Source organism: Bacillus sp. FSL E2-0195, assembly GCF_038003645.1.
GTDB classification, from domain to species: domain Bacteria; phylum Bacillota; class Bacilli; order Bacillales; family Bacillaceae_G; genus Bacillus_A; species Bacillus_A mycoides.
In genome coordinates this window covers 3,128,427-3,148,741 of record NZ_JBBOPN010000001.1, presented here as the reverse complement: position 1 = coordinate 3,148,741, position 20,315 = coordinate 3,128,427, and the positions used below count along the sequence as shown (strand labels likewise).

General features: G+C 34.2%; 21 protein-coding genes and 1 pseudogene. 20 read left to right on the top strand and 2 right to left on the bottom strand.

The features are described 5' to 3' along the window. Positions 1-185: 185 nt before the first annotated feature. The 16 genes and pseudogenes from MHH59_RS30870 to MHH59_RS16110 all read left to right on the top strand — a co-directional run. Positions 186-449: pseudogene (locus MHH59_RS30870) on the top strand (hypothetical protein); the annotation flags it as partial. After that, the gene (locus MHH59_RS16180; protein WP_445290623.1) at positions 432-1,016 is read left to right on the top strand and encodes an HNH endonuclease; all 585 of its coding nucleotides are present in this window, start codon (positions 432-434) and stop codon (positions 1,014-1,016) included. The pseudogene MHH59_RS30870 and the gene MHH59_RS16180, both read left to right, overlap by 18 nt. Next, positions 1,004-1,435, top strand: a complete 432-nt coding sequence (locus MHH59_RS16175) for an SMI1/KNR4 family protein (protein WP_070139686.1) — start codon at positions 1,004-1,006, stop codon at positions 1,433-1,435. Before MHH59_RS16180 ends, MHH59_RS16175 begins: the two co-directional genes overlap by 13 nt. An 18-nt stretch (positions 1,436-1,453) precedes the next feature. Continuing rightward, positions 1,454-1,909, top strand: a complete 456-nt coding sequence (locus MHH59_RS16170; protein ID WP_078179120.1) for an SMI1/KNR4 family protein — start codon at positions 1,454-1,456, stop codon at positions 1,907-1,909. A gap of 270 nt (positions 1,910-2,179) precedes the next feature. Beyond that, positions 2,180-2,956, top strand: a complete 777-nt coding sequence (locus MHH59_RS16165) for a hypothetical protein (protein WP_445290618.1) — start codon at positions 2,180-2,182, stop codon at positions 2,954-2,956. 17 nt (positions 2,957-2,973) lie between these two features. Beyond that, a complete protein-coding gene (locus MHH59_RS16160) occupies positions 2,974-3,948 on the top strand; it encodes a hypothetical protein (protein ID WP_340851796.1) in 975 nt (324 codons plus the stop codon). A gap of 16 nt (positions 3,949-3,964) precedes the next feature. Beyond that, positions 3,965-4,420, top strand: coding sequence for a hypothetical protein (locus tag MHH59_RS16155; protein WP_078179159.1), 456 nt, complete (start codon positions 3,965-3,967; stop codon positions 4,418-4,420). A 664-nt stretch (positions 4,421-5,084) separates the two neighbouring features. Further along, complete coding sequence (locus MHH59_RS16150; RefSeq protein WP_078179160.1) at positions 5,085-5,681, top strand: HNH endonuclease; 597 nt, start codon at positions 5,085-5,087, stop codon at positions 5,679-5,681. Positions 5,682-5,686: 5 nt separating this feature from the next. Next, a complete protein-coding gene (locus tag MHH59_RS16145; protein WP_050000513.1) occupies positions 5,687-6,124 on the top strand; it encodes an SMI1/KNR4 family protein in 438 nt (145 codons plus the stop codon). A gap of 600 nt (positions 6,125-6,724) precedes the next feature. Next, the gene (locus tag MHH59_RS16140; RefSeq protein ID WP_340851792.1) at positions 6,725-7,423 is read left to right on the top strand and encodes an AHH domain-containing protein; all 699 of its coding nucleotides are present in this window, start codon (positions 6,725-6,727) and stop codon (positions 7,421-7,423) included. Next, positions 7,420-7,914 carry a hypothetical protein gene (locus MHH59_RS16135; RefSeq protein WP_000873545.1) on the top strand — a complete coding sequence of 165 codons (495 nt, stop codon included), beginning with the start codon at positions 7,420-7,422 and terminating at the stop codon, positions 7,912-7,914. Before MHH59_RS16140 ends, MHH59_RS16135 begins: the two co-directional genes overlap by 4 nt. A 586-nt stretch (positions 7,915-8,500) precedes the next feature. Then, entirely contained in the window at positions 8,501-9,283 is a 783-nt protein-coding gene (locus tag MHH59_RS16130; RefSeq protein ID WP_033732027.1) for a recombinase family protein, read from the top strand. A 158-nt stretch (positions 9,284-9,441) separates the two neighbouring features. Beyond that, positions 9,442-10,677 carry an IS110 family transposase gene (locus MHH59_RS16125; RefSeq protein ID WP_078179045.1) on the top strand — a complete coding sequence of 412 codons (1,236 nt, stop codon included), beginning with the start codon at positions 9,442-9,444 and terminating at the stop codon, positions 10,675-10,677. A gap of 77 nt (positions 10,678-10,754) precedes the next feature. Next, on the top strand, positions 10,755-11,150 hold the full coding sequence (locus MHH59_RS16120; protein ID WP_086395852.1) for an HNH endonuclease: 396 nt from the start codon (positions 10,755-10,757) through the stop codon (positions 11,148-11,150). A gap of 15 nt (positions 11,151-11,165) precedes the next feature. Next, entirely contained in the window at positions 11,166-11,606 is a 441-nt protein-coding gene (locus MHH59_RS16115; RefSeq protein WP_033730810.1) for an SMI1/KNR4 family protein, read from the top strand. Between the two features lie 722 nt (positions 11,607-12,328). Further along, positions 12,329-12,646 (top strand): DUF3895 domain-containing protein, encoded by a 318-nt coding sequence (locus MHH59_RS16110; protein ID WP_016091764.1) that lies wholly within the window; start codon positions 12,329-12,331, stop codon positions 12,644-12,646. Positions 12,647-12,756: 110 nt separating this feature from the next. Here the strand turns inward: MHH59_RS16110 and MHH59_RS16105 are convergent, their stop codons facing one another. Further along, positions 12,757-13,404 (bottom strand): DNA alkylation repair protein, encoded by a 648-nt coding sequence (locus MHH59_RS16105; protein WP_340852955.1) that lies wholly within the window; start codon positions 13,402-13,404, stop codon positions 12,757-12,759. Positions 13,405-13,827: 423 nt separating this feature from the next. On the opposite strand from MHH59_RS16105, the gene MHH59_RS16100 reads away from it, so the two are divergent. After that, positions 13,828-14,286: a hypothetical protein gene (locus tag MHH59_RS16100; RefSeq protein ID WP_050000515.1), complete on the top strand. Its 459-nt coding sequence runs from the start codon at positions 13,828-13,830 to the stop codon at positions 14,284-14,286. Positions 14,287-14,457: 171 nt separating this feature from the next. Here MHH59_RS16100 and MHH59_RS16095 read toward each other — a convergent pair whose 3' ends face one another. After that, positions 14,458-15,705, bottom strand: coding sequence for an MFS transporter (locus MHH59_RS16095; protein WP_050000516.1), 1,248 nt, complete (start codon positions 15,703-15,705; stop codon positions 14,458-14,460). A gap of 221 nt (positions 15,706-15,926) precedes the next feature. Here MHH59_RS16095 and MHH59_RS16090 point away from each other — a divergent pair, with 221 nt between their 5' ends. From MHH59_RS16090 to MHH59_RS16080, 3 genes are all read left to right on the top strand, one after another. After that, positions 15,927-16,508, top strand: coding sequence for a TetR/AcrR family transcriptional regulator (locus MHH59_RS16090; protein WP_002168014.1), 582 nt, complete (start codon positions 15,927-15,929; stop codon positions 16,506-16,508). 445 nt (positions 16,509-16,953) lie between these two features. Then, entirely contained in the window at positions 16,954-17,715 is a 762-nt protein-coding gene (locus MHH59_RS16085) for a DnaD domain-containing protein (RefSeq protein WP_078178595.1), read from the top strand. Between the two features lie 79 nt (positions 17,716-17,794). After that, positions 17,795-20,185: a penicillin acylase family protein gene (locus tag MHH59_RS16080; protein ID WP_033730806.1), complete on the top strand. Its 2,391-nt coding sequence runs from the start codon at positions 17,795-17,797 to the stop codon at positions 20,183-20,185. The last annotated feature ends 130 nt before the right edge of the window (positions 20,186-20,315 follow it).

The window sequence follows — 20,315 nt, the reverse complement described above, 5'->3', positions numbered from 1 at the left end:
GTATATTAAACTAACGAACTCGTACAAACTCGTAAGTTTTAACGTAGTAGTTGTCATGACATGTAAAGGGTGTCATACTGTTACTACAAAACTTACAAATTTACGCTACTTAAAAACAGATGAACTTAAAGCACTTGATTGTCAATTATGGCAACAAGTGCTTTTTTGCATTTTAGCGTAGAAATAATGTGGTACAATCGCTTAAGGAAAATAAGACTTTAAAGAATGCACTAGATGCGATGAAAAATACTCCTATTCCAGTAGCAGTTAGGATGGTGGATACTGGAATAGGAATGAGGCTTCCTTATATAGAATCTTCAACTGTTGGAGAAGTAGCTGGAAAGTTTTCAAAGGCAAGTACGGCAGCTAAGGATGACGCTTATCAACTTGCTAAGGGTAGTGGTGGCTCAGGAGTTAGTAAGGAAGGTAGTATGGCTAAGGAGACTGGGAAACCTTCAAAAGTGGAATTTGATAAGGAAGTAGATAAAGTAATGGAAGAGGCCGGAAGGAATCAACCAGCGTATAATAGAAAACCTATCCAACCAAAAAACTATAAAAAAATGGAAGTAAATGAGGATGGAACGACAACTTATACGATAGCTTCTAAAAGTAACGGTAAAGAATACAAAGTTACGTATGATAAAAATGGACATCCAATATTTAATACTCATTTCGATACAACGTTGCCTGAATCAAAATATTTATCCGGTGATTCAGAGCAATTTACCTTCTGTAATAAAGATTTGTTTGAAAAAGCGATGAAAGATTCTGAGTTGAAATCGAAGTTTACAGAGGCGGAGTTAGAGTTATTTAAGGCAGGTAAAAAGCCGAGTTACTATACATGGCATCATCACCAAGATAAAGGGAAAATGCAATTAGTAGATTACTTTGAACATGAAGTAGCGAGACATACTGGAGGTAGAGCATATTGGGGTGGAGGGAGAGATGGAAGAAATGGTAAAATAAAGAGAATCATAATAAATCGAATTAGGGAGTTGTTTTCATGGAAAGAGTAAAGTGGGAGCGTACGCATGCTCCTATTACTGAACAGATAATTTCAAAAATTGAAGAGAAATTCAATGTGATTTTCCCTCAAGATTACAAAGAGTGTGTAATGAAGTATAATGGTGGTCATCCAGTACCGAATATATTTTTCTTTGAAGATGGTGGCGAAGGAGTTTTTGATTGCTTACTAAGCTACACAAATGAGTATATTAGTATAATGATTACTTATGATATTATCTCGCCATACATCCCGAAGGGAATAATCCCCTTTGCTACAGATCCATTTGGAAATAAAATATGCTTTGATTTTAGGAATGATAAACACTCACCAACAATAGTTTTTTATGATAGTGATGAACAAGCGATTGAATATATTTGTAGTACTTTTACAAATTTAATAAATTCGTTGTATTTTAGTGAAAATGAATGAGTTGGAGGTTGATGAATTATGAATCTTAGTTTTGAATATACTTTTAAACAAATTAAAATAGAAGATATAGAGAGTTTTGAAAAAAATAATGGATTAAAATTACCAGATGATTATAAGAGTTTTTTATTAAAGGATAATGGTGGTAAATCTAATAGAAGGAGATTTAGTACGAAAGATGATGTGGTTACGTCATCAATTATGATGTTCTTTCCACTATCAGAGGAAACAGAAAATAATCTGCAAAATTCTTTAAATTATTATATCAAGGGGAATAAATTACCCTCTAAATTTATTCCGATAGGGAAAGACCCGGCTGATAACATTATATGCATATCAATCCATGGTAGCGATATAGGTAGTGTTTATCACTGCCATACATACCATATAGATGATGAAGGAGAATTAGAACCAAAATTTATTAGAAAAATAGCTTCTAGTTTCACAGAATTTGTTAATGAACTTTCTGAAAAATAAAATTGCATTATTAGCGAGTAAATATGTAAAATATCCAAATCAACTAGCTTTGGTTGGACTATTGAAAAAAAGAATAGTGACGGATTAATGTTACATATAAAACATATGAATTTAAAGCACTTGATTGTCTACGAAAGACAACAAGTGCTTTTTTAATAGGTAGGCATGCTATAAATTAAGGCTAATACAAATTATTAGTATTATATAATTGAAAATACCTTAGCAAAAGGTGCGGACTCCGTATCCCCAATCTTTAAAGGTGTAGAAATAATGCCAGATGGAAGTGTCGCTAGAACTGGAACGAATTATAGCGGGAAATTCCAAGAAACCCATGATGCCTCGAAGGCGAGTATTCAGAGTAGGATCTCGAATTTGGAGAGTGGTGGGGTTAAGGCTACGGGTAAAGTTGGTTATGGCAGTAACATTTCAGACAATATCTCAAAAGAAATTAAAGAGTTAGATAAAGAAATAAATAGATTGAAAATAGAGGGAAATGACAAAGAAGTCAAAAGATTAACGCGAGAAAAAAATAAATTGGCCAACAAGTTGGATACGAAAGATGTTATTAGTGATCATTATGACTTGAAGGTTGCAAAGGAGTATGAAAGAAAAATCGATAATTCTAAATATTTTTCTCATGATAAAGGTGATTTTGGGGGAGAAGTGACAAAAATCGTAGCTAGAGACAGTGATTTAGGTAAAGATGTTTCCGATCTGTTCCAAGTGGGGAGAAATGGTATAGATGCAGCATTCCTATCGAAAGGGCCGCCGCCAAAGTTAACTATTATTGAATCAAAGGCATCAGATTCCGCTAGTTTTAGTTACTCGGATAAACAGAAAAAGGGTGGAGATACTTATTTTCAAGACATGGTTAACAGCGATGATCCTAGGTATGCTAATTTTAGAGATAACTTAGAGAATCTGATGGAGGAGAGTCCGGATCTACAATTCGATTTTATTAGAGTTGAAACAGATATAAAGATTACTGATACTGGATTCGGTGTTGATGAGTTAAAGGTAAAGGACTGGAATAAGAAAATAGATTAATTCATAGGGAGGATGCAATGATGAACCCCAAAAAGTTAGAAATGGCTTTTAAAAGATATAGCAAAAATTTTGTGGATGGAATCAAATTTGAAGATGTTAAAGATAAATATAATGTCAGTAGAAGTAAGGTTGAGAAAATTGTTGAGCAAAATGAAACAGAGAAAGATCACATCCTACTAATAAATTTAAGCAAAATTTTCTCATATCACTTGTCACTATGGAAAAACGATGTATTGATAAGCGGTGGAAACAATGTAGAAGGATTAAAGAACATGCAGAAAGTCTTATTTTACCAGTGCATGGGACAGGATCTCTATACAAGCAGGTATCCAGGAATGATCTTGGGATATACGTTTAGAGAAGTCGTCCTCACATTAGTTCATTTTGCAATGTATGGATGGGAGAAAGAAGAAAATATATTATATGATTTTATGACTCATCACTTCGGTGAACATTTAATAGCTGCCAATGAAGAGGATAGACATATTTGGTTTTTGCTAGAGCTGTACTTGCAGTATAGAAATAAAACCATCATGGGAACGAATAAAAAATTGCATCTAGCTGTGAAAAATAAGTTTAAGGAAGCTGAACTGCGATGCGGCTCAATCCCTGAAGACCTGAATATTTATGATGAAGTGCTGGAACGTTGGTCGACTGGTGATTTAGAAGAAATAGAACATCTAATTTCGATAATGTCACAGTATCATTCTGCATTAGCTTCTGAAATCGGACAGCTAGGTGAATTTGGCGATTTCGGATACGGATTTTATCCTTTTGAAATCTTATTCTTGATCCATGTAAGGAAACAACTAGGGTTGCCAGTACCTACTCAATTCGATAATTTTCTGATGAATACTCCAGAAGCAAAAATGGTATTTAGAGAACGTGAGCCATACCCTGAGTGGGATCCCGTGCTTCAGATGATCGATCAATTTTATCGTAAAAACTACCCAGAATATATTCCTAACAAGCATGGAGAATTATTTCAATAAAAGGGAGGAAGCTAATATGCCGGATAAAGGGATAGCACAGATTATATTTCCTGATAGCAAGGATTTGGAAACATTTTTGAAGGAACAAGGAGGTTATGACTTACATGAAGACCTATTAAAATATGGATTGACAACGAAACAGTTTTTATACGTTGACTATAAAGGTGAGCAATACCAAGAAATTGTCAATTTTATTCTTGATTACGAATTTGCCCACCAAATTGAATTAGCAACACAAGAAGAACTTGAGAGATTAGAAGCATTTAATTATGAATTTTTACCCGATAAGATCAAGATGGCCAACAAAATACTGTCACCAAAGGGATATGGTCTGTTTTTATATCCAAATTCGGGCGACTTTTACGCATTATTCATTGGGAAAATAGAGAATATAACAAAAATCCTGCAAGAAGAGGTGTTGCTTGATGATAGAATTCCTTTTCAAGAAAGGTGTATCAAATATTATAGATAGACCTAAGGATTGTATGCCTTCACCCTTGAATCCGATCAAGATTTTCTTATAAGTTAATATCAAGATTGCATAACCATCTAGAATGTGCTATTTTTGGCCACGTACAATTTTAATAACACCATGTGTTACTACAAATGCATTTAAACTTTTCACCTCTTGAATTCGAAATAATAAAAATGTTTTGGATTTGGGAGGGTTGATAATAGAGATAGAAAAATAAATTGAGAAATGTGCCTATTTTATTGGTTACTTGGACGCTGACAAAGGTACATGCTTAGTAAAGGAATTCAATGGCAACGTTAGGAGAACGTAGTGGCTATTGAATTTTTTATTTTTACAACTGTATTAGAAAGAAAAGCGTGAGAATTAGGCGAGATGATATTTTATTGAAAAGACATGGAAAGGACACAATAATAATGAACTCGTAAGTATTAATGTATTACTTGTTACCATATAAAAAGGTGTCATAATACTGTTACTACAAAATTTACAAATTTAATGCTACTTAAAACAGATGAATTTAAAGCACTTGATTGTCTACGAAAGGCAACGAGTGCCTTTTTAATAGATAGACATGCTATAGATTTTTAGAAATTATTTTTTATGAATTCAGGCTAACAAAAATTACTAGTATTATATAATTGAAAGTACATTAGCAAAAGGTGTGGACTCCGTAACCCCATTCGTTAAAGGTGTAGAAATACTGCCAGATGGAAGTGTCGCTAGAACTGGAACGAACTATAGCGGGAAATTCCAAGAAGCCCATGATGACTCAAAGGCGAGTATTCAGAGTAGGATCTCGAATTTGGAGAGTGGTGGGGTTAAGGGTACAGTTAAAATTGATTACGATTTAGCTAAAGATTATATTAGAGATGTAGAGTCAAAAACAGGATTGAAGCTTCATAAAAACCAAATAGAACAATTAAAGGCTGCTCTAAGGGAACATAAGTATGAAAAAATGACGCCATTGGAAACGTTAAAACACAGAAATAAATTTAACAGTGTGAAAAACAAATTGATAAGTGAATGGGAAGAAAAAACAGGGCAAACATGGCCAAGATATACTGAGGAAGTTTATGATAAAAAAGGTAGAGTAGCAAGGGATATTGGGCAACCCTATGATGCGCATCATATTATAGAGAATAATTTTGGTGGGCCTCATGAATGGTGGAATATACATCCAGCTAAGTTTCCTGATGAACATCAGGCAGGAATTCATGGTAAAGGGTCACCATCAAATAAATTATTTCCAAGGAGGTAGTTTTTATGGCTACATTTGATTTTATAAAAAATAGTCATCATAAGTTTTTTAAATTACAAGAAAATGAACTTATAGTGGCAGAAGAGAGACTTGGATTTGCATTTCCTAATGAACTTAGAAATTTTTACTTAGAAGTTGGCTATGGTTTTATAAAAGGAAATAATGTGGATGCAATAAATAGAATAATGGATCCAGATACTATAGCGGATATTACATTGAGAGAAGGTATTTACGAGTTTGATCCAGATTTAGAGGGAATATACGAGGAAGAAGATAAATTGGTTTTTTATGAAGTAAACGAGGGTGTATATTTAACACTGGATTTGAATATTCCTCAACAAACTCCTGTATATTTTTTTGAGACTCAAATAGCTGATTCATTGGAGGAATTTATACGAAAAATTAATCAGGATACTGAATACTTTGTGGATATGGTTGATTAATACTCTATAGTATAGATTAAAAGCCTTCAGTAATAAGTAAACAAACGAGATTGGTTATAGTAGCTTTATAAGTATTATAGTCACATACTACTCAATGTATACTTTACACAAGAGAATGACAAAGTTCGTGATGCTAAAGTTAAATATACATTGGCACATAAGGCAAGCAAACGAAAAAGTACTTATTTTTGAAGTGGACAGAAAAAGAATAGGCTGTTAAAAGGTATATACTCTATGATGGTTGTACCATCATAGAGTATTACGTGCAATGATAGAATAGAAAATAAAGTACAAGCTTAGGCGAGATAGCATTTTATTGGGCGATGAATATAAAAATGGAATGGGCATGAAACTAACGAACTCGCAAGTTTCAACGTAGTCGTTGTCACGACATATAAAAGGTGTCATACTGTTACTACAAAACTTACAAATTTATGCTATTTAAAAATACATGAACTTAAAGCACTTGATTGTCTATTTGAGGCAACAAGTGCTTTTTTAATTGAAAGGTATACTATAAATTTATAGAAATTATTTTTATGAATTAAAGCTAACAGAAATTACTAGTATTATATAATTGAAATTAAACTAGCAAAAGGTGTGGACTCCGTATCCCCAATCTTTAAAGGTGTAGAAATAATGCCAGATGGAAGTGTCGCTAGAACTGGAACGAAATATAGCGGGAAATTCCAAGAAGCCCATGATGCCTCAAAGGCGAGTATTCAGAGTAGGATCTCGAATTTGGAGAGTGGTGGGGTTAAGGGTACGGGTGAAGCTACTAGACTTATTCCAGGTACCCCTGGAAAGGTTACAGGAGGTAGTTCTACAAAATTAGGGCAAAATTTATTGGAATCCATGGGGCTTCCACGTTCTGCATCACGGAAAGGATATCAGGCGCAACATATAATACCTAAAAATTTAAGAAATCATCCGGTATTAAAGAAAATTGGAATGGATATGGATCATGCTGATAACGGGATATTTTTACCGATACCAGCAAAAGATCCAAGTGCTTTGTCTAGGCATAGAGGATTTCATAGTGTATATAATAATGTGGTTAAAGATCAGTTAGATAAATTAAATATCAATCAAAGTATTAAGGAGTTGGAACAACAAGTATTTGAATTGCAACAAAAATTAAAAAAAGGTACAGAAAGTGGCTTGCCATTATACAAATCAAAGGTATTAGAAATTGGTATTGAGAAGTTTTACAAAACAAAATTAAATGAAGAAATAAAGATTTGGCAAAGAGGTGGCGGTGCTACTGAAGAACTTTGGGAAAGGTGGATAAATAAATGAAGTACGGAAAAAACACTCAATTAGTCGAAGAGGTTATTAATTTTATTACAAATTTACAACTTTTTCATAATGAAAACCTTCTAAATCGTGATGTTGTTATGGTTAATGAGTATGAAAGAGCACAAGAATTGGCATGGTCTCAAGATTTGGATGAGGTTGAAAACGTTTGGGAAGATATTAAATCCTCAGAAGGTGGGGAAATAATAGGACAATTATATGAGCATGATTTAAACTCTATGGAGCGTCCTATAAGGGAGATTATTCAATCATCTGAGAACTATCCAGGTGATTTTGTATTACAATATATTGATATTTTTGAAGAAATAATTGGAGATTTACATATGTGTGCACTAAATCGTTTAGTAAATGGAAAAGTTGATAATTTTTATGAAAGAATCTTTGAGGTTTATAAGCTTGGGGGATGGCCTTGTGGATGGGAAGGTGAATATCCACAAGGGAGAATAATTGTATATTCACCAGATAAAAAATAAAGTATATTTGTAGTGGAAAGAAAAACAATAAGTGGTTTAAAAGTAGAGACCCATGATGGTTGTACCATCATGGAGTATTACGTACAATGATAGAACAGAAAACGAGGTGCGAGCTTAGGTGAGATGACATTTTACCGAAAGATGAATATAAACGCATGGAAGAGACATAAAATTAACGAACTCGTACAAGCTCGTTAGTTTTAAATTAATATTTGTCACGATATATATAAGGTGTCATACTATTATTATAAAACTTATAAATTAAAGCTACTTAAAAACAGATGAACTTAAAGCGCTTGATTGTCAATTATGGCAACAAGTGCTTTTTTGCATTTTAGAGTAGAAATAAGTTGGTAAACGTATAATTTTATAAATGTATTAAGTGTTAAATTTTATAAACTGTAGTGGCTTTGTACAGTGTACGACACTACTAGAGAAAAAACTATTGTAAAAATAAAGGGTTGTATTATGTTTTGAAGTCATCGTAAAGTACGTTTTAACGGATTTACGTTACGAACACGTTATCCGCAAAAAAACGGATAAACGTTACAGGGACTCAAATTACTGTAACGGGAGGGGATTTATGATGGGAAAGAAAGTAGTTGGTTACATACGAGTTTCAACGGAAGGACAAGTACGTGATGGGTATAGTTTAGCGTATCAAATAGAAGAGATTGAACGTTACTGTAACGAAAATAATTTAGAACTACTTCGTGTGTATGAAGATAGAGGATTAAGCGGAGCGACTGTTGATGAAGAGGGATTAACAGTTGAACGTGATGGACTACAAGAGCTATTGTCGGATATGGCGTTTAAACAAGTAAGCTATGTTGTTGTGTTGAATACATCACGATTGTGGCGCTCTGATATGGCGAAAGTATTAATACAACGAGAACTAAAGAAACATGAAGTGGATGTGAAGGCAATTGAACAATCAAGCTATAGTATTTACACACATGATCCAAATGACTTTTTGGTGAATGGCATGTTAGAACTATTAGACCAATATCAACGACTTGAAATTGCGTTGAAGTTAAGTAGAGGTAGAAAGAAGAAGGCTGAACGAGGTGGATATGCAGGTGGTGGCGTACTTTTTGGCTACAAGGCCAAAAAAGGACAAAAGGTGTTAGAAGTAGATGCTGGGAAAGCAGTAGTTGTACGTAGACTATTTGAGTTAAGACACATTTTTAAACATTGGTCACTTACCCAATTGGCAGAACAATTGAATGTAGAAGGATACTGCACAGCGAAAGGTAAACAATTTACGAAAGTACAAGTGAAACGCATGTTAGATAGAGAGAATTTTTATCGTGGCATGTATAAATACGGGAAAATACAAACAAAAGGACAACATGCAGCAATTATATAACAGTCTTACTTAAAAAAATCGCTCATTTTACTATATGTACTTATGAAATTATGAAAATGGATAGGCTTGCGTACCTATGCGCATCGGAAGATGAACGCTCGAACTAAGGTTGCCGACATTTTTATATATGACTAAATCATTGAATAGAGGGATGAGTTATGCATAATAGACAGAACTATTTGTATGTAGGAGTAGATTTACATAAGGAGCATCATACGGCTGTTATTATTAATTGTTGGCAAGAAAAATTAGGAGAAATACAATTTGATAATAAACCATCTGCATTTTCGAAGTTTTTATTAGAAGTAGAGACATATGTGAGTGATGGTTTATCAGTTGTATTTGGTTTAGAGGATGTTGGTGGTTACGGAAGAGCGTTAGGGAAATATTTAGTAGATCATGAACAAGTAGTGAAAGAAGTAAATCCAGCTTTATCATTTTTAGAGCGAAAAAGCCATGTGACGACACAAAAAAGTGATAGTTGGGATGCGGAATGTGTAGCACGCATATTGGTAAACAAATTTAATCAATTGCCAGATGCAAAGCCAAACGATTTATTTTGGTCGATACAACAATTGGTTTCAAGAAGGAATGCATTAGTAAAAGCACAAAGTGCATTAAAGAACCAATTACATATTCAATTAAACCACCATTATCCAAGTTATAAAAAGTTTTTCTCAGAGTTAGATGGAAAAACAGCATTAGCGTTTTGGCAGCAATATCCGTCACCCTCTTGTTTAGAGGGAGCGAATATAAAGCAATTAACAGCTTTTTTATTAGATGTTAGCAACAATACATGTTCAGTAAAGAAAGCAAGCGAAATATTAAAACTTGTAAAAGAAGATGGACATACAATGAAGGAATATCAAGAAACACGAGACTTTTTAGTAAGAAGTATTGTACGGGATATTGAGTTTAAAAAGACAGAAATGAAATACATCGAGAGAGAATTAAAACAGCTAGTAAAACTACTAGCTTATCAATTAGAAACGATGCCGGGAATAGAACTTGTGACGGCATCAGCATTAATTGCAGAAATTGGGGATGTAAGGCGATTTCCAAATGCCAACAAATTAGCACGATTTGCGGGGATTGCGCCTGTTTACTTTGGTTCTGGTGGGAAAGGTAAGACACACAAAAGCAAACAAGGAAACAGGGCGCTACACGCTTTATTTTATAATTTAGCAGTACAGCAAGTGCAAGTAGCAAAAGGCAGTAAGATGCCACGAAATCCAGTGTTTCATGCGTACTATCAAAAGAAGCTTAAAGAAGGAAAAACAAAAGGACAAGCATTGGTATGTATTATGAGAAGGCTTGTAAACATTGTATATGGCATGATGAAATATAAAACGGCATATGAATTGCCGATAGTAGAAGAAAAAGAAGTAGTTTAATAAGGTTTACATGGTTTGCTTTTTTATTGTGAGGGTTTAAGATTACAACATAGGGTACGGGTAAAAATCCAGAAATAGTGAAATTTACAGAGGAACAATTATCTACTAAACCCTTATATTCTAGAGATCCTGAAAAATGGCAGAAAAAAGGTGGGAAAATCGAAATTAGTGAGGAAGGAATATGGACTTATATTGATTGGGAGATTCCTCCAAATCGAGTTTCTTATCCTGGAGGTTTTCCCGACTTTAAATCTGCTGGGTTGGTAAGACAAGAAGTTCCGATAGGTGAATTTAATAGATATGACATTGATTTTGCTAAGGCTGATGAATTAGCTCCAAATGGACCAAAATTAGATGAAAACACATGGCACCATCATCAAGATTTAACAACAATGCAAGAAGTTAGTAAAGAGATGCACAGAAGATTTCGACATATGGGTGGAATGTCATTAGCTAAGAAGTTAAAAGATTAAATAGGAGTGAAATAAATGAATTTAAATGCTTTTGGTAAAGCAACTGAAGAATCAATTGAAGAATTAGAAGAGTTTTTAGGATTTTTACTTCCGGAAGATTATAAAAATTTTTTAAGTGAATATAACGGAGGGACTTCGAAAGTTAGGTATAGTAAATTTTTTGTTAAAGAATTAAATCAGGAAATCCCTTTAGATGTTTTGTATGGTATAGGTGTAAAAAAAACTTTTGATTTAAGTGAATGCTATGAAGAGTTTGAAGAAGATATGTTACCGACCAGTTTAATCATAGGAGATGATCCGAGTTCAGGGTTAATTGTACTTATTACAGATACTGAAAACCATGGTGTATATTATTGGGATCACTCTTTTTATTTTCCACAGTCTAGTGAAGAAGAAAATACGTATAAAATAGCTGATAGCTTTAAGGATTTTATTAATGGATTGAAGAATCCTTAATTACCAACTTTTATATGTTGTAATTAATAATTTAAGATATTAAGCAAATATACGAAATGGATTACAGTAACTTTATAAATGCTAAAACTATACTTTATACATGAGAATGCTAAAAAATGTGGTGCTTGGTTAAAGATAACAATCATATATGTAGATGAATAGAAAAGAAAGTGTATTTGCAGTGGAAAAAAAAGAGTAGGCTATTAAAAAGTGCATACTTCAAAACACATGGAATGCATATTAAACTAACGAACTGATAGAAACTCGTAAGTTTTAACGTAGTAGTTGTCATGACATATAAAAGGTGTCCTACTGTTATTATAAAACTGACAAATTTAATGTTACTTAAAAACAGATAAACTTAAAGCCACTTGATTGTCAACTAAAAGCAACAAGTGCTTTTTTACGTTTTAGCGTAGAAATTTAATAGAAAACTATAATTTTATTATGTAAACTTTTTCTGTTTTTTTTACATAGTGTATACAACTAACGGGGAGATAAATGTTCACTATTACCTTCATACCTGTTATAAAAAATTCTACAATAGAAGACAGAACGTATATTTGGTATAATCAAAACATACTATATGAAATGATGTACATGAGTTTGAAATTCATGTAATAAGGTAAGTACTACATAACAATAACTAATATTTAAAGTTCTCGTACCTATAGGATTCAGTTCATGTTATACAAATCAGTTGTTAGAAAGGAAAAGATGTAATGAATCAAATTTCATTTGAAGATTTATTTGAAGAAGAAAAAGAGAAAGTGGAGGTAGCTGAGATCCCAGCACCTTTATCGCCCTTGCAAAAAGATATTTTGGGATTATTTAATTCTGAAGAAATAAGTGCACTTGAGCTATGCGAACAATTAATACGATCTGGTAAAATATCAGATGAAAGATTTACAACGAATAAGCCTAAAGCCTTTGGACAAGTATGTTTAATATTAGAAGGGTTTGTTACAGAAGGAAAGCTTACTTTTATCAAAAATGATGAGAAAAGAGATAGGGTATATAAATTGATAGAAGAAGTATGAGATGTATAGAGGGAAATGAATGATTGGTTCCCTTTAACTTTCAGTCCCGTTAGTCTAGTAATGTCCACAAAAAAGGTGTCAATCTTTCCTAGATTGACACCTTCATACTTTTAACACCTTACATATTTACGTTTGAAACCAAGTCTTCCTCTATCAAGTTCTTTCTGAATACTTTCGGAAGCATTTAGAAGACTGCTTTTTTTCTTATCACGTTTTACTTCAACTATACCAACTTCTTTTGCAGTTTCAACTGCCTTTTCGTGTAGTGGCATATATGAAATTGCGACAGTGTTTAGAAAATTATTCATAGCGGATTTTGTTCGTTCTGGTGAATCATGAATCGTATTTTTCACAATTTCAAGCATATCGGAAATCTTGCTTTCGGAAAACTCATTGTCTTTGCGATTTCCTAAAAGCCAGCAGTAGCAACTCCAGCCTGCAGACATTGTAAGCTCATCCCCACTTGCAATCCATCTATCAGCAACATCTTGTGCAATATTTGACTCTGATAAAGTTACTGCCACTACATAATCGGATAGCATATAAAAATATGCCCCGTCCATCCAGCGATCAAAATCAGACTCACTCATAGCTTTTGGATCTGCAATAATACCTGCAAAGTACATAGCATCGTAGTTACCTGTGGCATAAAGTTTCTCAGCCAACTCTTGATTTAATTTTATTTTCTTAGCGATTGGTTTCATAGCACCTGTAGCTACGCCAAAAACCGGCTCGTGCGCACCGTTAGATATGTATATTTTTTTCGTTCTTTCCTTACCGAGGGATTCAAGCTCTTACATAACTGTTTTAAAATCCATAGCTGTGCACTTCCTTCCTTTATATAAAGACCATTTTAATTGTAATTATCTAGTTTATATTTTTATCGAGTCTTCCATACTTCTCAAATTTAATACTAATCGTATGTGAGTAGGATGTCTACTTTCTATAATTCCTTGGCAATTCATTTTGTGATTTCGATATTCCATCTAGTTATAATCATGAGAATATTACATTAAGGTAAACGGAAAGAGACAAAATAGATGTATAACTTTCCGCATAGGTTTTTAAAGTTGGAGAATGTAAATAATATTTTATCTTTGGTACTTTCTCTTTAGTGTTATGTTATTATTTGGTAAGGTAATAAATGGAATTTAAAGTTAAACATGTGAGGTTGGTTATAAATGATAAAGAAATTTACTAGAGTAGTATTAACGGTGGTTATGCCAATCGGTCTTATTGCGGGGTGTGGAACTGCTGAAAAAACTGAAGCAAAAGAGCCGAAAGCGGTACAAGCGGAGAAAAAGGATTATACGGATTACTCATACGGTAGCAAAGGTATATTAGTAAGCGGAAAAGCGAAAGAACGTCTACAATACGAGGTTGGATATATGGAAGATAACAAGTTAATTGGAATCGATGAAACTATTGAGGACTGTATTATTTTAGATAATAAAGATGAAGCAAGCCACATTTGGAAACAAATAGAGCGCGGATCTATTATTGAAGTGCAATATGGTAAGGACCGAAAAGACATCGTAGGGGTACAATTAGTAGGAGATCGTAAGCCATACGAAATTAGTGATAAGTTTGATCGAAATACGATAAATGAGATTGTTGGACAAGTTAAAGGTAATTTGTAATAGATGTATTTCGCTAGTATATGATCTATTATCATGACATGGCGAATCGCATACATAAAAGTTTGGAATCAACGGCATTTTTTATATGAAAATGCCGTTGATTTGTGTTGAAAAATAAGTGCTATTCTATAGTCTTGTAGAAAAACACGTATTAAAAAATATACTTATGAATTAGTCTTCTTTTAGTTGTGATGATCGTCGTAAGGTCATTGCCCAAAATAAAAGAGCACAAGCACTAACAGATGCACCTAATATACAAACTCCGTTCCATCCGTAGCTTGCATAAATGTTTGTGGAAAGAATTGCACCTGTAGCACTGCCGATAGAATAAAAAATCATATAACTAGCAGTGAGCCGACTTCGCGCTTCAGGACGCACTGTGAAAAGTATACTTTGGTTCGTGACATGTACAGCTTGCACAGTTAAATCTAAAAGGATAACGCCGATAACTAGTAGGAATAGAGAATGGTTCATTAATTTAATTAGGAGCCATGAAAGTAATAATAAGGATAAGGCTATGCCAGTAGTTCTCTCTCCGAATCCGCGATCAGCAAGTTGTCCGGCTTTAGTGGCAGCTAATGCACCAGCAACTCCAGCAAGACCAAATGCTCCGATAGCTGTATGTGATAGATTATATGGTGCAACACTTAGAGGTAAAACTAATGAAGTCCATAAAATACTGAATGAAGTAAAAATAAGCAATGCTAATATTCCGCGAATACGTAAGATCCTTTCTTCTACAAATAATAAGAGAACAGAACGTAATAATTTACGATAGGTCATAGCTGTTTTTTTATGTTCAAGACTAGGTAAATTACGATATAACAAACCAATTACGAAGAGCATAAGTACAGCAGAGGTAAGATAAACGGAACGCCATCCCGCTAGATCTGTTAATGTTCCGGCAAATGTACGTGCAAGTAGAATTCCTATTACGACACCACTCGTGACGAAACCTACTATTCGCCCACGGTCTTTTGGGTTAGCTAAAATGGATGCGTATGCGACGAGTGTCTGCGTAACAGTCGCAAGAATTCCGACTAAGGCCATACCTATAAAAAGTACGGTACTTGAAGGAGCGACTCCGACCACAATTAAAGCGAAAACGGATAAAAGCATTTGAACAATGATAAGTCTTTTTTGGTTTAACAAATCACCAAGTGGAACTAATAAAAGTAATCCGAGTGCATAACAAACTTGAGTAATCGTAATAACGACACCAATAGTTGAATGGTTGATCTTAAACGCATTTGATAAAGAATCAAGTAGAGGATGAGCGAAGTATATATTCGCCACAGCCATCCCGCAAGCTATTGAAAATAATAGAGTTATATAGCGGGGCATGATTGTATTGATAGGTGATTGGAACTGATCATTATTCTGTGTAAGAGCAGCTGTCATTTTTTCTTTAGTATCCATAATATCATCTCCTTTTGTTATTAAAATAATGTACCGAACGGTATGTTATTTCGTAAGTCAAATATAATCAGGGATAAGTTGCTATGTCAAGTGAATTGTAAATTAAATTCAGTTTCTTTTGACATATCATTTATAATTTAATACGATATATAATATACTGATTAGTACATAAAAACGTGATTTATAATTTAGAAAACAGGTGAAAAAAGAGGAGGGGTTAAATGGCTCGACTACGTGAATTTGATAAAGAAAAAGCTTTGGATGCTGCTATGCAACTTTTTTGGGAGAAAGGATACGCTGCTACTTCATTAAGTGATCTAACTGCTAAAATGGAAATACAAAGACCGAGTTTATATGCGGCATTTGGTGATAAAGAAGGGCTATTTGAAGCTGCATTACGGAGATACACGAATATACACGCAGCTAGCATTCGAACAAAACTTCAAAAAGAACAATCTGTAAAAGAGGCCATTCGTATATTTTTTGAAAATATGGTGGAAGAGGGATATAAAAAAGAATCAAATAAAGGCTGTTTTTGTATTAACACAATGGTGGAACTTGCTCCTCATAATGAAAAATTTGAAGTGCTGACTAGAGAACATCAAATGTATCTTTCAGTTATATTTCAAGAATTAATTACTAAAGGAATTCAGTCTGGAGAACTGCAAAGTGATGTGAATGCTAAATCATTGGCACAAACGCTAGTCACTTCATTAATTGGATTAACGGTGTTAATGAAATCTCGCCCAGAACGTTCAGTTGTAGATAATTCGGTATGTATCATATTATCGTTACTAAAATAAATGTAACAGAATTGTATTTCAATCAACTATGTCGATTATAGACACTTTTATTTATAAGCTTTTAACTTTAAGCACTGAATTGTCTACGAAGGCAACAAGTGCTTTTTATTTTCGTGTAAATATGAGCAGGTGAATCATAATGGTTGTCTGCAATATATGAAGATTGTTGGAGACATTTGTAATTAGGCATCGGATAAGAGAGGAATGAAAACACTATATAAGCCCCTTCAAAGCCCCTTATAAGCACCTACCAAGTAATAAATCACTAAGAAAAAACAAAAACAAAAACAACTACAAGAACAAAACAAGCGCGAAAAAATAAAACCGTCGTTGTAGTAGTTAAAAAAATTTGGAACTCGAATGCCAAAACCGTTACCTCATTCCTATATTTATATTGAAGGATTGGAATTTTCCTTTTTACTAGTAAAGAGCGGGAGGAAAACTGATGGCGGTGTACCGTAATGTGCAGGTGAACTTTTGGCAAGATGAATTCATATTAGATTTAACGCCAGAAGAGCGTTATTTTTACATATATTTGTTAACTGGTACGAAAACGAAGCAATGTGGTATTTACATATTACCGAAGCGTTTGGCAGAGCTTGAAACTGGTTACAGTATGGAGACTGTTGAGAAGTTATTGAACCGGTTTGTGGAATACGGGAAGATTTTATATGATGCGGAAACGAAAGAGTTATTCATTATAAATTGGTTACACTATAATCCTATTTTTAATACGAACATAGAGAAATGTGTATTACGTGAGCTGAAAATGGTGAAAAGTAAAGAGTTCCTACATAAGTTTTTACGTAAATGTCTTGAAGAAGAATGCAAGATTCCATTATTACTTCAGTATTTTGGTATGCCAGAGGAAGAGGTTAGTAGTAATTCACAACAAGCAATTATTCAAGAGAAGGAAGAGGTAGAAAGAGTAGAGGATGCCACTCCGCATAGTGAAGTTTATAAATTTTACGAACAAAACATTAGTAGTCTATCTCCATATATCGCGAAGGAATTAAAGGAATGGATGCAAAGAGTTTCAGGAGATAAAGTACTAGAGGCACTTAAAATTGCGCTTGAAAATAATAAGGGGACACTTGCTTATGTGAAGGGGATTTTGAGGAATTGGTGTAAGAAAGGAAGAGTAAGCTTTAATAAAGGAAAGGAAATAGTGCGTAAGAGAGAAGTATTCAGTTTGTATGATCCATAGCATGAGCAAGTAATGATTTCTTCTTTTCTAAAAGGTTCTTTCACAATAGAAGCGAATAGATTGAGAGAGGAGGGATTGTATGGAAGTCGTCATAAAAAAGAAACGAAATAGGGGAAAAAGAATTTTTATTTGGTCTAGTAGTATCGTTCTTTTTTTGTTTATTTGCGCTATGATTTTTTTGAACATATATACGCTGAGATCTATGCCAAAGATAGATGGAACGATAAAGCTAGAGGATATACAACATGCTGTTACGGTGAAGCGGGATGGTAAAGGTGTACCGCATATTAAAGCAGAAAATGCGCATGATTTATATTTCTCGCAAGGGTATGTACAAGCGCAAGATCGTTTGTTCCAAATGGATTTAAGTAGAAGGCAAGCTTCTGGAATGTTAAGTGAAGTTGTTGGAGAAGCAGCTGTTGATCGAGATAAGTTGTTTCGAACGCTCGGTTTACGGCGAGCAGCAAAAGCGTCTGTTAGTCAATATGACGGAGAAGCGAAATATGCCCTGCAGTCATTTGCTGATGGAGTGAACGCTTTTATACGTGAGGCAAAAGAGGAAAAGAGATTGCCGGTTGAGTTTACTTTATTAGGCTATGAGCCTGCTGAATGGTCAATCGTGGATTCTTTGACAATTGGAAAGTATATGGCGTTTGATTTAGGAGGACATTGGCACGGGCAGGCGTTTCGATATTGGGCGCTGAAAAATCTTTCGAAAGAGCAAGCAAATGAGCTATTTCCTACATATCCGAAAGATGCACCTAGATTGCTAGCTGAACTGAAAAATACAAATGTGGATGTAGCACAAAGTTTTGCAAAAACGGTCATTCCACCAGAGTTTAATGGTAGTAATAACTGGGTGATAAGCGGTGAGAAGAGTGCGTCTGGTAAGCCGATTTTAGCGGATGATCCTCATTTATCTCTTGCGACACCTTCCATATGGTATCAATCGAAACTTGAAATGAAAGACTTACATGTGAGTGGCGTTATTTTCGCGGGAGTGCCAGGTGTTATATTAGGCCACAATGACAAAATAGCATGGGGCGTTACGAATACAGGTCCTGATGTGCAAGATTTATATATTGAAAAGAGAAATCCTACTAATGAAAATGAATTTCTGTATAACGATAAATGGGAAAAAGCTACAGTTGTTGATGAATCTATTAAAGTAAAAGGCGGGAAAACAATTCCGTATAACGTGACGGTTACGAGGCATGGTCCAGTCATTTCAGAGTTTGCAGATAAAGGGAAAGAGAAAACGAAAACAGTATTCGCTTTGAAATGGACTGCTTTAGAGCCATCAGCTGAATTAAAGGCTGTATTAAATATGAATAAAGCGAAAGACTGGAATGAGTTTGAAACTGCTCTTCAAGATTTTCATACACCAACTCAAAACTTTGTGTTTGCATCAAATGACGGAACCATTGCTTACAAAGCGAATGGAAATATACCAATACGTAAAAAAGGCGATGGTAGTTTGCCAGTTCCGGGGTGGACAGACGAATATGAATGGGAAGGGTATATTCCGTTTGATCAGCTACCGAAAGTAATAAATCCAAAACAAGGGTTTATTTCAACTGCAAATAATAAAATTGTTGATGATAATTATCCGTACCATATTAGTAATACGTGGGCGCAACCGTACAGGCAAATGCGTATTCAAGAGTTTTTGCAAGAGAAGGAAAAGTATACGGTGAAAGATTTAGAAGAGTTACAGATGGATCAAAAAAATTTATATGGGAAAGAATTTGCTCCTATATTTTTAAAAGAGTTAAATAAAGCATCTTTAAATGAAGTAGAGAAAGAAGGCGTAAAACAATTAACAAAGTGGAATTTTTACGATAGTAAAGATGAAGCGGCACCATTAATATTCCATTTGTTAATGAAAGAGATTTCAAATACGTTATTTTCAAAAGAAATACCGAAAGATGTGATGGAGTTATTTGAAGGGAAGTCACAAGTTGTTGATGAATTGATTCGAAAAGAAGTAGCAGGAGAAAATAGCGCTTGGTTTACGAAGTACGGAGGGTTCACGAAAGTTGTGCATACATCGTACGAGAATGTAATGAAAAAATTACAGAAGGAATATGGGCCCGATGTTGCGGAGTGGAAGTGGGGCGATTACCATCAACTTGCTTTTACACATCCAATTTCGAGATCATCTAGTATGTTAGCATTACTTGCATTTAATCGTGAGAAACCAGTTCCAATTGGCGGAAGCCAAGTTACCGTTCAAGCTGCGAGTTATGGAGATAACGGTATTGTAAATCACGGAGCTTCTTGGCGATTCGTGATTGATACTAAAGATATGTCAAACGGTTATCATATCGTAGGGCCAGGACAATCAGGAAACTTTAGAAGCGATTGGTATCATGATCAAATAGATGATTGGGTAAATGGTGAGTATCATACGACTACACTGAATACGGATGGAATAGAGGGGAAAGTGTTAAATTTACAGCCGCGATAATGTTAGAAGAGACTCTTACTTTAAGTAGGGGTCTCTTTTTTTATTTACCTTACTATTTTTAGGGGGATTATATGGATACCACTTTTATTAATGGAAATGTATTTAATTTTTTCTGGAATATATGTGAAAT

Excerpts from the sequence above, each read along its gene's own strand:
- MHH59_RS16180 (WP_445290623.1), top strand. The coding sequence starts at position 432 with ATGGCTAAGGAGACTGGGAAACCTTCAAAAGTGGAATTTGATAAGGAA.
- MHH59_RS16175 (WP_070139686.1), top strand. The coding sequence starts at position 1,004 with ATGGAAAGAGTAAAGTGGGAGCGTACGCATGCTCCTATTACTGAACAG.
- MHH59_RS16170 (WP_078179120.1), top strand. The coding sequence starts at position 1,454 with ATGAATCTTAGTTTTGAATATACTTTTAAACAAATTAAAATAGAAGAT.
- MHH59_RS16165 (WP_445290618.1), top strand. The coding sequence starts at position 2,180 with ATGCCAGATGGAAGTGTCGCTAGAACTGGAACGAATTATAGCGGGAAA.
- MHH59_RS16160 (WP_340851796.1), top strand. The coding sequence starts at position 2,974 with ATGATGAACCCCAAAAAGTTAGAAATGGCTTTTAAAAGATATAGCAAA.
- MHH59_RS16155 (WP_078179159.1), top strand. The coding sequence starts at position 3,965 with ATGCCGGATAAAGGGATAGCACAGATTATATTTCCTGATAGCAAGGAT.
- MHH59_RS16145 (WP_050000513.1), top strand. The coding sequence starts at position 5,687 with ATGGCTACATTTGATTTTATAAAAAATAGTCATCATAAGTTTTTTAAA.
- MHH59_RS16135 (WP_000873545.1), top strand. The coding sequence starts at position 7,420 with ATGAAGTACGGAAAAAACACTCAATTAGTCGAAGAGGTTATTAATTTT.
- MHH59_RS16130 (WP_033732027.1), top strand. The coding sequence starts at position 8,501 with ATGGGAAAGAAAGTAGTTGGTTACATACGAGTTTCAACGGAAGGACAA.
- MHH59_RS16125 (WP_078179045.1), top strand. The coding sequence starts at position 9,442 with ATGCATAATAGACAGAACTATTTGTATGTAGGAGTAGATTTACATAAG.
- MHH59_RS16115 (WP_033730810.1), top strand. The coding sequence starts at position 11,166 with ATGAATTTAAATGCTTTTGGTAAAGCAACTGAAGAATCAATTGAAGAA.
- MHH59_RS16110 (WP_016091764.1), top strand. The coding sequence starts at position 12,329 with ATGAATCAAATTTCATTTGAAGATTTATTTGAAGAAGAAAAAGAGAAA.
- MHH59_RS16100 (WP_050000515.1), top strand. The coding sequence starts at position 13,828 with ATGATAAAGAAATTTACTAGAGTAGTATTAACGGTGGTTATGCCAATC.
- MHH59_RS16095 (WP_050000516.1), bottom strand. The coding sequence starts at position 15,705 with ATGGATACTAAAGAAAAAATGACAGCTGCTCTTACACAGAATAATGAT.
- MHH59_RS16090 (WP_002168014.1), top strand. The coding sequence starts at position 15,927 with ATGGCTCGACTACGTGAATTTGATAAAGAAAAAGCTTTGGATGCTGCT.
- MHH59_RS16085 (WP_078178595.1), top strand. The coding sequence starts at position 16,954 with ATGGCGGTGTACCGTAATGTGCAGGTGAACTTTTGGCAAGATGAATTC.
- MHH59_RS16080 (WP_033730806.1), top strand. The coding sequence starts at position 17,795 with ATGGAAGTCGTCATAAAAAAGAAACGAAATAGGGGAAAAAGAATTTTT.